Source organism: Pseudomonas sp. BF-R-19 (assembly GCF_019956445.1).
Lineage (GTDB): Bacteria > Pseudomonadota > Gammaproteobacteria > Pseudomonadales > Pseudomonadaceae > Aquipseudomonas > Aquipseudomonas fluorescens_BH.
Genome location: NZ_JAHBDN010000070.1, coordinates 17,097 through 29,781, shown reverse-complemented (window position 1 = coordinate 29,781; position 12,685 = coordinate 17,097). Strand labels below are relative to the sequence as shown.

The following is a 12,685-nucleotide window of genomic DNA, read 5'->3' as shown; positions in this document are numbered from 1 at the left end:
CACTATGAGTGCTCTTTCAAGGAAATGGTCCGGGGACGCTCCAGCCAAGCACCCTGACCATCAGGGACAATTTCAACCACATCGACTTGCGAGCCGCTGATCGCAACGATCCGTCCGTCGTTACGCCCCAGGTAATCGCCGACTTTCAGCCGGTGCACCCCACCCGCCCCGCGCAGCAGGGCATAGGAGCCCGTTGCATTGGAAAGGGTGCCGACCATTTCAAACTGCTCGATGTTGAAGCCTTCGAGGTATTGCCTGACCCGACCCGGGTCGGGTTTAACGTTGCGTGAGCCCCTGCGCTGAGCCGCCAGTTCAGTGCTGATCTGCGGTGAGAACGGGCTACGCAGATTCGCCGCGTTGTAAGTGAATGCCGGGTAAGACCGGAATACTGGCGTTGGTTCAATCCTCCCCGGCCCATGCAGGCGCATTTCGTTCATGTACGCGTCCAGATCGGTGTAGTCATCGCCTGCGCCACAACCGAACAGGGCAGACAGCAACACCACCACAAAAAAACAACGTGCCGGGCTCATTGATGCTGTCCCTTGTCGTTGTAGCGGTAGGTCTTGGCGAGGATGGTCAAGCGCAGCTTCGGAGCACCCTCGGGGCTGACGGGCGCAAGATCGAAATCGTGCAAGGTGACGATTCGCGGCAATCCGGCCACACCACTGACGAAGGTGGCCAGGTCGTGGTAATCCCCGGTGACCGTGATCTGGATCGGCAATTCGATGTAGAACGGCTGGGCGACCTCGGGCAGCAGCTTGATCTCTTCGAACTCCAGGCCACTGCCCAGGCCCGTACGCGTGATGTCTTCCAGCAAGCCGGGCACTTCGGTGTCGCCGGGCAGTTGCCGCAACAGCACGCCGAAGGCGTCCTCCATCTCCTTCAACTGCCGGGTGTAGAGATCCAGATTTGCCGCCATGCGGGCTTTGTCGGCGAACTGTTCCTTGAGTGTCGACTCTTCCTCGCGCTTGAGATCGAGCTGGCTCACAAGGTCGCGGGTGGAAAAGTTATAGCCCAGGGCCAGCACCAGAAGCACGAGCAAACCAGCCACCAGAAACTTGATCGCCGGCGGCCAGGAACCCATGTTGCTGGTATCCAGATCATTGATGTCGATCTTGCGCAGCCCTTCGAACCATTCGGACGGACTCATTTGCCCCCCTCCGGTGTTGCGGGCTGAACCTGGCGAACGGTCAACTGGAAGACATTAGCCTGTACCACCTGGCCGGCAGCTGTGGCCTTGACTTCGGTCAGACTCGGCGCATCGAACCAGTCTGATGCCTCGAGGTTGCGCATCAAGTCTGAAACACGGTTGTTGGATTGCGCAGCGCCGGTGATGGACAAGGTCTTTGCGGTCATTTTCACTTCGGTGAAATACACGCCGTCGGGCAGGGCTCGCGCCAGCTGGTCAAATATTCGCCCGCTGATTTGGCGATTGCCTTGCAGGCCCTGGATGATGCGCATGCGCTCGACCAGTTGCTGACGGCGCGCCTTGAGATCATTGATCTGTTTGATCCGCTCATCGACCACGGCGACTTGCTTGCCGATGTAATCGTTACGGGCGACTTGCCGGTCGATGGCGCCGCTGATGGCCTGGTTCGCGACCAGCACCGCGCCCATCGTGCCCACCATCACGGCCACCAGGACCAGCAGGAAGCGCTTGCGACGGACTTCACGCCGCTCCTCACGCCAAGGTAAAAGGTTGATCCGTGCCATCAGACGAAGCTCCTGAGGGCCAGACCACAGGCGATCATCAACGCCGGGGCATCACTCGCCAGGGCAGCACTATTGACCTTGCTGCCCAGAGTCATTTCGCAAAAAGGATTCGCGACCTGGGTCGGCGTACCCAATTGCTGCTCGATCAAACGGTCCAGCCCCGGGATCGACGCGGTACCGCCGGCCAGCAGGACATGGTCGACGGCGCTGTATTGGCCTGAGGCAAAGAAGAATTGCAACGAGCGCGACACCTGCTGCACCAGTGCCTCTCGAAATGGCTGCAAGACCTCAGCGGCATAGTTATCCGGCAGACCGCCCTTCTTTTGTGCCAGCCCCGCCTGCTCCAGCGTCAGGCCGTAGCGTCGCTGGATTTCTTCGGTCAGTTGCCGACCGCCGAACAGTTGTTCGCGGGTGTAGATAATCCGCCCGTTGTGCAGCACGCTCAGGGTGGTCATGGTGGCGCCGATGTCCACCACTGCGACCGTCAAACGCTCCTCGGCAACCGCGAGTCGACTGGCCAGCAATTCGAATGAACGCTCCAGCGCGTAGGCCTCGACATCGACCACGCGGGCGGTCAGCCCCGCCAGGGCCAGGGCTGCCTCACGGACTTCGACGTTTTCCTTGCGGCAAGCCGCTAGCAGTACGTTGACGCGATCCGGATTGCGCACGGAGGTGCCCTGGACTTCAAAGTCGATCGCGACTTCATCCAGGGGATAAGGAATGTACTGATCAGCCTCGATCTTCAGCTGGCTTTCCATCTCGTCCTCGGAAAGACCGGCATCCATCTCGATGGTCTTGGTGATCACCGCTGAGCCCGCCACGGCCACGGCCACGTTCTTGAGGCCGGTTCTGGCCTTGGCCAGCGCGCGCGCGAGGGCCAGCCCCACGCCTTCAAGCTCAGCGATATTCTTTTCGATCACCGCGCCGACCGGCAACGGCTCGACCGCATAGGCCTCAACTCGAAAACGCTCACCCTGACGGCTCAACTCAAGAAGTTTCACCGAGGTGGAGCTGATGTCGATTCCCAGGAGCGTATTGGATTTTTTGTTGAAGAGTCCTAGCACTACCAATTCCCTATGACTTTCCGTGAGTTACGGACTCTGCAATATCCATTGCGTTCAATCCACCCGTCTTGACAGCAGCGCCAATGACGCTCCCGATCAGAAAAATGCTTATAATGCCCAACGTTTTTTTCCGCATTTGCTCAAGCGCAGGTCGTTCTCATTTAGCCTGAACCCTGTTGCCCAATTCATTTTTGCCCTGGATATCCAAAAGCCTTGATTCGTCTGCTGAAGTTTTTCGGTTGGTCCATCGTCGCGGTTTTCTGCGGACTCCTTCTGGGTCTGAGCGGGGCGTACCTTTACCTTAGTCCCGGACTACCGTCCGTGGAGGCGCTGAGAAGCATCCAGTTGCAGATCCCTTTGCGGGTCTACAGCAGCGATAACAAGTTGATCGCAGAGTTCGGCGAAATGCGCCGCACACCGATCCGTTTCGCCGACATTCCCCCCAACTTCATCAATGCGTTACTAAGTGCTGAAGACGACAATTTCGCCAACCACTACGGCGTCGATCCGAGCAGCCTGATGCGTGCCGCGACCCAGCTGATCAAAAGCGGACACATCCAGTCCGGCGGCAGCACGATCACCATGCAGGTAGCAAAGAACTTCTTCCTGACCAGCGAACGCAGCTTTTCGCGCAAAACCACCGAGATCCTGTTGGCCCTGCAGATCGAACGGCAGCTGACCAAGGACGAGATCCTCGAGCTGTACGTCAACAAGATCTATCTGGGTAACCGTGCCTACGGCATCGAGGCGGCGGCACAGGTCTATTACGGCAAATCGATCCGCGATGTCAGCCTGGCGCAGATGGCGATGATCGCCGGCCTGCCCAAGGCGCCGTCGCGTTTCAACCCGCTGGCCAATCCGGCGCGCAGCAAGGAGCGTCGTGACTGGATCCTGGGACGCATGTACAAGCTCGGAAAAATCAGCGAGGCCGACTACACCACTGCGATCAACGAGCCGCTGAACGCCAGCTATCACGTGCCGACCCCGGAAGTGAACGCCCCGTACATCGCCGAAATGGCCCGTGCTGAAATGGTCGGGCGTTATGGCAGCGAGGCGTATACCGAAGGCTTCCGCGTCACCACCACGGTGCCGAGCGACCTCCAGGAACTGGCCAACACTGCGGTCCATGAAGGCCTGATGACCTACGATCAGCGCCACGGCTATCGCGGGCCAGAGTCGCGGCTGCCGGGCAAGACTCGCGAAGCCTGGGCCACCGAACTGACCAAACAACGCACCATCAGCGGCCTGGAACCGGCCATCGTGACCCAGGTCGACAAGAACGGCCTGCAAGTGCTGACCCGCACCGGCCAGGAACACGTGAACTGGGACACCATGAAGTGGGCCCGGCCGTTCCTGAATACCAACAGCATGGGCGCCAACCCGAAACAACCCTCGGACGTGGCCCAGGTCGGCGATCTGATTCGCGTGCAGCGTCAGCCGGACAATTCGCTGAAGTTCAGCCAGATCCCGCAGGCCCAGGGCGCGCTGGTATCCCTGGACCCACAGAACGGTGCCATTCGTTCGCTGGTCGGCGGTTTTGCCTTCGAGCAGAGCAACTACAACCGTGCATTGCAGGCCAAGCGCCAGCCGGGTTCGAGCTTCAAACCCTTCGTCTACGCCGCCGCACTGGATAGCGGCTACACCGCCTCCAGCCTGGTGAACGACGCACCGATCGTGTTCGTCGACGAGTACCTGGACAAGGTCTGGCGGCCGAAGAACGACACCAACACCTTCCTCGGCCCGATCCGCCTGCGTGAAGCGCTGTACAAGTCGCGCAACCTGGTATCGATCCGCCTGCTGCAAGCGATGGGCGTTGGCAAGACCATCGACTACATCACGCGCTTCGGCTTCAACAAACAGGACCTGCCACCCAACCTGTCCCTGGCGCTGGGCACCGCGACCCTGACGCCAATGGAAATCGCCACTGGCTGGAGCACCTTCGCCAACGGCGGCTACAAGATCACCCCGTACATCATCGACAAGATCGAAAGCCGCAACGGCGACACACTGTTCGTCGCCAACCCGCGGAGCGTACCTCAGGGCGGTGCGGCCAGCGATGGCATTGCCGTGCCCGCCCCTCAAGCCTTCACGGTCAGCGCAACGCCAGGCGAAGCCCCGGGCGCTACGCAGGCGCCACAAGCTCCCGCCGTGGCCGAACGCATCGTTGACGGGCGCACCACGTACATCCTCAACAGCATGCTTGAGGACGTGATCAAGCTCGGTACCGGTCGCCGCGCACTGGCCTTGGGCCGCCCTGACATTGCCGGCAAGACCGGTACGACCAACGAATCCAAGGACGCCTGGTTCTCCGGTTACAACGCCGATTACGTGACCACCGTGTGGACCGGTTTCGATCAGCCGGAAAGCCTGGGTCGCAAGGAGTTCGGTGGCACCGTCGCGCTGCCGATCTGGATGAACTACATGGGCGCCGCGCTCAAAGGCAAACCGCCGCATACGCAACAGGAGCCGGAAGGCATCCTCAGCCTGCGAGTCGACCCGATCAGCGGCCGCGCAGCCAGCCCGGGCACGCCGGGGGCCTACTTCGAACTGTTCAAGGTCGAAGATACGCCACCGTCGGGGAACGAACTGGGCAACGGCCTGGCACCTGGCAGCCCGCTGCCGGCGGATGAAGCGGCGCCGATCGATTTGTTCTGATTGCCGCAGCACTGAAAAGCCCCGTCTTCGAAAGAAGTGCGGGGCTTTTTTTGCCTGCCGGTTTTGATGCTGTCTGGCCCGGCCTCTTCGCGAGCAAGCCCGCTCCCACATTGGGCGATGGTGAGCACAGGTTTTATGTACGCTTCTAACCCTGTGGGAGCGGGCTTGCTCGCGAAGAGGCCCTCACAGGCGGCACAAAACTGTCAGGTACAAAAAAGCCCCGACTCTCACAAGCCGGGGCTTTTCGCTGAAGCGCTACAACGGCTTAGCCGTTGAACACGTCATCCACGCTTTTGAGCGGGTAGTTCTTCGGATACGGCAGGGTCGCCACACCGGTCTCGATGGCGGCTTTAGCCACGGCATCGGAGATCAGGGTGATCAGACGGGCATCCATTGGCTTCGGAATGATGTACTCACGACCGAATTCCAGCTTGATGCCGCCGTAGGCGTCGCACACTTCCTGAGGTACTGGCAGCTTGGCCAGTTCACGCAGGGCGTTGGCCGCAGCCACTTTCATTTCTTCGTTGATGCGCTTGGCGCGAACGTCCAGGGCACCACGGAAGATGAACGGGAAGCCCAGTACGTTGTTGACCTGGTTCGGGTAATCGGAACGACCGGTGGCCATGATCACGTCGTTACGGGTGGCGTGCGCCAGTTCCGGGGAGATTTCCGGATCCGGGTTGGAGCAGGCGAACACGATCGGGTTAGGCGCCATCGACAGCAGGCCTTCAGCGCTCAGCAGGTTCGGGCCGGACAGGCCAACGAACACGTCAGCGCCTTGCAGGGCGTCAGCCAGGGTGCGCTTGTCGGTCGCGTGAGCGAACACAGCCTTGTACTGGTTCAGGTCGTCACGGCCGGAGTGGATCACGCCGGTACGGTCGACCATGTAGATGTTTTCGATGTTGGCGCCCATGCTCACCAGCAACTTCATGCAGGAGATGGCGGCAGCGCCGGCACCCAGGCAAACGATCTTGGCTTCCGACAGGGTTTTGCCAGCGATTTCCAGGGCGTTGATCATGCCGGCCGCGGTCACGATAGCGGTGCCGTGCTGGTCATCGTGGAACACCGGAATATCGCACTGCTCGATCAGAGCGCGTTCGATTTCAAAGCACTCTGGTGCCTTGATGTCTTCCAGGTTGATGCCACCGAAGGTGATGGAGATGCGCTTGACGGTGTCGATGAAGGCTTGTGGGCTTTCGGAGTCGACTTCGATGTCGAAAACGTCGATGCCGGCGAAGCGCTTGAACAGCACGCCTTTACCTTCCATCACTGGCTTGGAAGCCAATGGGCCGAGGTTACCCAGGCCGAGAATCGCGGTGCCATCGGAAATGACTGCAACCAGGTTGCCTTTGCCGGTGTACTTGTAGGCCAGTTCAGGATCGCGGGCGATCTCGCGTACTGGTTCGGCTACGCCCGGGCTGTACGCCAGCGACAGGTCGCGAGCGGTAGCAGTGGCCTTGGTGAGCTCGACACTCAGCTTCCCTGGACGAGGATTGGCGTGATATTCGAGAGCGGCAGTTTTCAGATCAGACATTTTGGCATTCCGCTTTTACTGTTGGACAGACTGGTCAGCGAGGATACGCGCCTCGCAAAGTCCCCACAAGACTGACCGGTCACCCCTGTCAAGCGCCCGGCCCTACGACTTTGGGCCAAGAGCCACGGAACACAAGGGATAGACTGTTCACAATCGACATAAAAAATGTCTACAATTTTTTATTACTGTACCGCTTGAAGCATCGCCGGGTCGGTCAGGGGCAACATCCAGCGCGGCTGGCCTTCCTTGAGTCCGCCGCGGCGCGAACGGTCCAGCACCCAGCCGCGTGCCTCGACCTGCTTGCCTTCCAAGCGTTCCAGCGAGGCGATATCGAATCGCGCCAGTTGATTGGGTGCAACACGCAATACAACCGAATCCTGCAACTCGATCCAAACCCCGCCGCGATTGCGCTGAACCTTGCTCACACGACCACTGAGTACGGCAAACCCGGACGCACTGATCTGATCCGCCTTCAGTACAGGTGACTGGCGCCACACACCGAGCCCGGCCTGACGGGCGCTACGCTCCGCCGCCTGCTGACACGCGACCAGATCGACATTCGGCGCTACCGCCACCAGGAAACCGAGGCCCTCGGCGAGCATTTGCGCCTCAAGGTTAGCGCCATCTGCACCATAGACGTGGGCCAGGGTGCGGCCGTAACGATCCTTGCTTTCTTTACCGGGCAACAAACCGACCTGCCCGTCGCTGGCCGCCACCAACGCTTCGAGACGCTTGCGCGCCGCCACTGCGAACGGTTCGTCGGAGCGACCCTTCTTGCCCAGCTCCGGCGTATTAAGGCCGATCATGCGCACGTTGCGGCCATCGTCCAGGCGCAGAGTGTCGCCATCGACCACCCGCTCCACGGCGACAGAGGCCAGCCCCTCGGGTGCCGGGCAGAAAGCCTGGGCGCCGGAGAGCCAAATCGCGGACACAAAAAAGGCGCCCGCAAGGGACGCCTTTTTTAACAGCAAGGAAAAGCCCATAAGGCTTTTTAACCTTACTCTGCAGCAGCTGGAGCTTTCTTGCCGAAAGCACCGAAACGGTCTGCGAAGCGCTGAACGCGGCCGCCAGTGTCCAGAGTCTTCTGCTTACCGGTGTAGAACGGGTGGCATTCGTTGCAAACGTCGATCGCCAGGGCTTTGCCGAAGGTCGAACGGGTTTCGAACTTGTTGCCGCAGCTGCAGGTAACAGCAACTGCTGGGTATTCTGGATGGATATCAGCTTTCATGGTGTCTTCCTCGGGCTAGCGTGCCGCCACCCAACACTATTGTTGAATACCGCACGTAATTAGGCCGCGGATTCTACCAGACAATCCCATTCACGCAAGCTGTCCCTGAGACCGACCGTCTGCTAGGCTCCCGGCTTCAAGCGCATTCCCATGTGGGAGCGGGCTTGCTCGCGAAAGCGGTGTGTCAGGCGATAAATGCGTTGACTGACAATCCTTCTTCGCGAGCAAGCCCGCTCCCACAATTGATCCGCGTCCACCTCTTCTTTTGTTGCCTGCTAATCGAGATCCCCCCGCGTGCCCGACGCCATTCTGCGCCTTGCCCTGCCTTCGCCGCTGCGCCGCCTGTTCGACTACCGCGCTCCGGCCGGCGTCCTGCGCACCCAGCTGCACCCCGGCATGCGCCTGCGGGTACCGTTCGGCCGGCGCGAGATGATCGGTATTCTGGTGGAAGTCACCAACACCAGCGAAGTCCCGGCCGAGAAGCTCAAGCCGGCCCTGGCCCTGCTCGACGCTACACCACCGCTGCCGCCAGCGCTGTTCAAGCTGTGCTTGTGGACCTCCCAGTATTACCAGCACAGCCTCGGCGACACCTTGAGCTGGGCGCTGCCGGTGCTGCTGCGCCAGGGCGAGCTGGCCGAAGCGCGCCAGGAGCGTTTCTGGTCCGCCGCGCCGGGGGCCAGCCTCGATGATCCGCGTATCGCCCGCGCCCCGCGCCAGCGCGAAGCCCTGGCCACGCTGGCCCAGCATCCCCACGGCGTCGCCCATCAATTGCTGAGCAAACTGATGCTGAGCAAGGACAGCCTGGATTTGCTGCTGGCCAAGGATCTGGTGCAAGTCGAGATCCGCCGGCACGCCCCGGGCGCACGCCACGAACACTGGCTGGCGCAACCGGAACTCCCGCTGAACCCGGAGCAACGCGCCGCCTATGAGGCAATTCGCGCCGGCTTCGACAGTTATCACGCGTTCCTGCTGGCCGGCGTCACCGGCAGCGGCAAGACCGAAGTCTATCTACAGTTGATCCGCGAAACCCTGGAGGCCGGCAAGCAGGCGCTGGTGCTGATCCCGGAAATCAACCTCGGCCCGCAGACCCTGGCGCGCTTCGAACAGCGTTTCAATGCCCGTATCGCGCTGATCCATTCGGCGGTCAATGACCGCGAACGCCTCGAGGCCTGGCTGGCCGCCCGGGACGGTGAGGCCGACATCATCATCGGCACCCGCTCGGCCCTGTTCACACCGATGAAGAACCCCGGCCTGATCATCATCGACGAAGAACACGACGGTTCCTATAAACAGCAGGAAGGTTTGCGCTACCACGCTCGCGACCTGGCATTGGTGCGGGCGCGACAGGAAAACATCCCGATTGTCCTCGGCTCTGCCACCCCTTCGCTGGAAAGCCTGCACAACGCCTACACCGGCCGCTATGGGCTGTTGCGCTTGAACGAGCGCGCCGGCGGCGCCAAACAGCCGCGCTTCCTGCGTCTGGATGTCAAAAGCCGCCCGCTGGACAGCGGCATTTCCGGGCCAATGCAACAAGCCATCGGCCAGACCCTGGCCGCCGGACAACAAGTCCTGGTGTTCCTCAACCGGCGCGGCTTCGCCCCGACCCTGCTGTGCCATGACTGTGGCTGGATGTCCGAGTGCCAGCGCTGTGACGCGCGGATGACCGTGCATCAGCGTTACGGCGAGCTGCGCTGCCACCATTGCGGCTACGTCGAACGCGTGCCGCGCCAGTGCCCGAAGTGCAACAAGGTCGATCTGCGCCCCGTTGGCGCCGGCACCGAACGGGCCGAGGAGCGCCTGGCGATTCTGTTCCCGGACTATCCGGTGCTGCGGGTCGACCGCGACAGCACATCGCGCAAGGACGCGATGAACCAGCTGTTCGCGACCATTCAAAAAGGCCAGCCGTGCATCCTGATCGGCACGCAAATGCTTGCCAAAGGTCACCACTTTCCACGGGTGACGCTGGTGTCGATCCTTGACGCCGACGGTGGCCTGTTCTCCGGCGACTTCCGCGCCAGTGAGCGCATGGCTCAGCTGATCGTGCAGGTCGCCGGCCGCGCAGGTCGCGCCGAAGAGCCGGGCAAGGTGATTATCCAGACGCACCTGGCCGACCACCCGCTGCTGGTGCAGTTGACCGAACAGGGCTATTTCGCCTTCGCCGAACAGGCCTTGAGCGAACGCCGCGCGGCCGGGTTGCCGCCGTTTGCGCACCTGGCGCTGCTGCGGGCCGAGGCGCATAAACCGGGTCAGGCCGAAGGCTTCCTGGATGAGGCTTGCAGCGAGGCGGAGCGTTTGCTGGGCGAACAGAATCTGACCGGGATCGAGTTATTGGGACCAGTCCCGGCACCGATGGAGCGCCGAGCCGGGCGTTATCGTGCGCAACTGTTGGTACAGGCTACGGCGCGGGCACCCTTGCATCGATTGCTGGCCAGTTGGTTGCTGGTACTGGAGCAGATGCCGAGCGGGCGGGCGGTGCGCTGGTCTTTGGATGTCGATCCCGTAGATCTATATTGATTTTGAGATCGCTTTCGCGAGCAAGCCCGCTCCCACAGGGGGAATTGTGCTGAATGCAGAACCTATGCACACCCAGGATCTACTGTGGGAGCGGGCTTGCTCGCGAAGAGGCCCTAATTGTCACCACACATCCATATCCTGCCTGCTAAGGTTGGCAAGCCCGTCTTCGCAACGGATAATGCCCAGTTTTTCCACCAGCGCATGATGCGCCGCCGCACCTGCGGTCGAAAGAGAAGACCATGAAAGACACCATTCGCCAGCTGATCCAACAAGCCATCACCCAACTCGTCAACGAAGGTGTGTTGCCTGAAGGCCTGTCGCCGGCGATCCAGGTGGAAAACTCCCGCGACAAGAAGAACGGCGATTTCGCCAGCAACATCGCCATGATGCTGGCCAAGCCGGCCGGCATGAAGCCGCGTGATCTGGCGGAAAAAATCATCGCCGCGCTGCCGGCTGACGAAAATGTCGCCAAGACCGAAATCGCCGGCCCGGGCTTCCTGAACTTCTTCCAGAACACCGACGCACTGGCGACCCGCCTCGACGCCGCCCTGGCCGACGCCCACATCGGCGTGCGCAAGGCCGGTCCGGTGCAGCGCACCGTGGTCGACCTGTCGGCGCCGAACCTGGCCAAAGAGATGCACGTCGGCCACCTGCGCTCGACCATCATCGGCGACGGCGTGGCCCGTGTGCTGGAATTCCTCGGCGACACCGTGATCCGCCAGAACCACGTCGGCGACTGGGGCACCCAGTTCGGCATGCTGATGGCTTACCTGCAGGAAAACCCGATCACCAGCGACGAGCTGTCGGACCTGGAGAACTTCTACCGCGCCGCCAAGCAACGCTTCGACGAATCCGCAGAGTTCGCCGACCGCGCCCGTGGCCTGGTGGTCAAGTTACAGGCCGGCGACGCCGATTGCCTGGCGCTGTGGACCAAGTTCAAGGACATCTCGCTGTCCCACTGCCAGAAGATCTACGAACTGCTCAACGTCAAACTGACCATGGCCGACGTGATGGGCGAAAGCGCCTACAACGACGACCTGATCAACGTGGTCAACGACTTGAAGGCCGCAGGCATGCTGGTCGAGAGCAACGGCGCCCAGTGCGTGTTCCTCGACGAGTTCAAGAACGCCGACGGCGACCCGCTGCCGGTGATCATCGTCAAGGCCGACGGCGGCTACCTCTACGCCACCACCGACCTGGCCGCCGTGCGCTACCGCAGCGGCAAACTCAAGGCCGATCGCGCGCTGTACTTCGTCGACCAGCGTCAGGCCCTGCACTTCCAGCAAGTGTTCGCCGTGGCGCGCAAGGCCGGTTTCGTGACCCATCCGATGGAAATGGAACACATGGGCTTCGGCACCATGAACGGCGCGGACGGTCGTCCGTTCAAGACCCGTGATGGCGGCACCGTGAAGCTGATCGACCTGCTGACCGAAGCCCAGGAGCGCGCCTACACCCTGGTCAAGGACAAGAACCCGGAACTGGCCGAGACTGAGCTGCGCAACATTGCCAAGGTGGTGGGCATCGGCGCGGTGAAATACGCGGACCTGTCCAAGCACCGCACCAGCGACTACAGCTTCAACTTCGACCTGATGCTCAACTTCGAAGGCAACACCGCGCCGTACCTGCTGTACGCCTACACCCGCGTGGCCGGCGTGTTCCGCAAGCTCGGCAAGGACTTCAGCGAAGTCGACGGCCAGATCGTTCTCGAAGCGGCGCACGAACACGAACTGGCGGCGAAGCTCGCGCAGTTTGGCGAGATCCTGAACAACGTGTCCGAAAAAGGCACCCCGCACATCCTCTGCACTTACCTGTACGACGTCGCCGGCCTGTTCTCCAGCTTCTACGAGAACTGCCCGATCCTCGCCGCCGAGACCCCGGCACAAATGCAGAGCCGCCTGCGCCTCGCCGCGCTGACCGGACGCACTCTCAAGCAAGGCCTGGAACTCTTGGGCCTGGAAACTCTGGAGCGTATGTAAG

General features: G+C 61.5%; 10 protein-coding genes. 3 read left to right on the top strand and 7 right to left on the bottom strand.

The window, feature by feature from the left end; all coding sequences use genetic code 11:
• Positions 1 to 2: 2 nt before the first annotated feature.
• Genes KGB28_RS20105 through KGB28_RS20090 form a run of 4 tightly spaced genes read right to left on the bottom strand, consistent with a single transcriptional unit; the run spans position 3 to position 2,777 of the window.
• Positions 3 to 530: a pilus assembly protein PilP gene (locus tag KGB28_RS20105; protein WP_223447418.1), complete on the bottom strand. Its 528-nt coding sequence runs from the start codon at positions 528 to 530 to the stop codon at positions 3 to 5.
• Positions 527 to 1,150, bottom strand: coding sequence for a type 4a pilus biogenesis protein PilO (gene pilO, locus KGB28_RS20100; protein ID WP_223447416.1), 624 nt, complete (start codon positions 1,148 to 1,150; stop codon positions 527 to 529). The genes KGB28_RS20105 and pilO overlap by 4 nt, the downstream gene beginning before the upstream one ends.
• On the bottom strand, positions 1,147 to 1,713 hold the full coding sequence (locus KGB28_RS20095; protein WP_223447414.1) for a PilN domain-containing protein: 567 nt from the start codon (positions 1,711 to 1,713) through the stop codon (positions 1,147 to 1,149). The genes pilO and KGB28_RS20095 overlap by 4 nt, the downstream gene beginning before the upstream one ends.
• A complete protein-coding gene (locus tag KGB28_RS20090; RefSeq protein ID WP_223447412.1) occupies positions 1,713 to 2,777 on the bottom strand; it encodes a pilus assembly protein PilM in 1,065 nt (354 codons plus the stop codon). The genes KGB28_RS20095 and KGB28_RS20090 overlap by 1 nt, the downstream gene beginning before the upstream one ends.
• Before the next feature lie 216 nt (positions 2,778 to 2,993).
• Between KGB28_RS20090 and KGB28_RS20085 the strand changes: the two genes are divergently transcribed.
• Entirely contained in the window at positions 2,994 to 5,432 is a 2,439-nt protein-coding gene (locus KGB28_RS20085) for a penicillin-binding protein 1A (protein ID WP_411740593.1), read from the top strand.
• A 265-nt stretch (positions 5,433 to 5,697) separates the two neighbouring features.
• Here KGB28_RS20085 and KGB28_RS20080 read toward each other — a convergent pair whose 3' ends face one another.
• From KGB28_RS20080 to rpmE, 3 genes are all read right to left on the bottom strand, one after another.
• Positions 5,698 to 6,966, bottom strand: a complete 1,269-nt coding sequence (locus KGB28_RS20080) for a malic enzyme-like NAD(P)-binding protein (RefSeq protein WP_223447408.1) — start codon at positions 6,964 to 6,966, stop codon at positions 5,698 to 5,700.
• Positions 6,967 to 7,148: 182 nt separating this feature from the next.
• Complete coding sequence (locus KGB28_RS20075) at positions 7,149 to 7,949, bottom strand: thermonuclease family protein (protein WP_223447406.1); 801 nt, start codon at positions 7,947 to 7,949, stop codon at positions 7,149 to 7,151.
• Between the two features lie 14 nt (positions 7,950 to 7,963).
• Positions 7,964 to 8,194, bottom strand: a complete 231-nt coding sequence (gene rpmE, locus KGB28_RS20070) for a 50S ribosomal protein L31 (RefSeq protein WP_053153366.1) — start codon at positions 8,192 to 8,194, stop codon at positions 7,964 to 7,966.
• Between the two features lie 294 nt (positions 8,195 to 8,488).
• On the opposite strand from rpmE, the gene KGB28_RS20065 reads away from it, so the two are divergent.
• Together KGB28_RS20065 and argS are read left to right on the top strand one after the other, a co-directional pair.
• Positions 8,489 to 10,708: a primosomal protein N' gene (locus KGB28_RS20065; RefSeq protein WP_223447404.1), complete on the top strand. Its 2,220-nt coding sequence runs from the start codon at positions 8,489 to 8,491 to the stop codon at positions 10,706 to 10,708.
• A gap of 239 nt (positions 10,709 to 10,947) precedes the next feature.
• The gene (gene argS / locus KGB28_RS20060; RefSeq protein WP_223447402.1) at positions 10,948 to 12,684 is read left to right on the top strand and encodes an arginine--tRNA ligase; all 1,737 of its coding nucleotides are present in this window, start codon (positions 10,948 to 10,950) and stop codon (positions 12,682 to 12,684) included.
• Position 12,685: the final 1 nt, after the last annotated feature.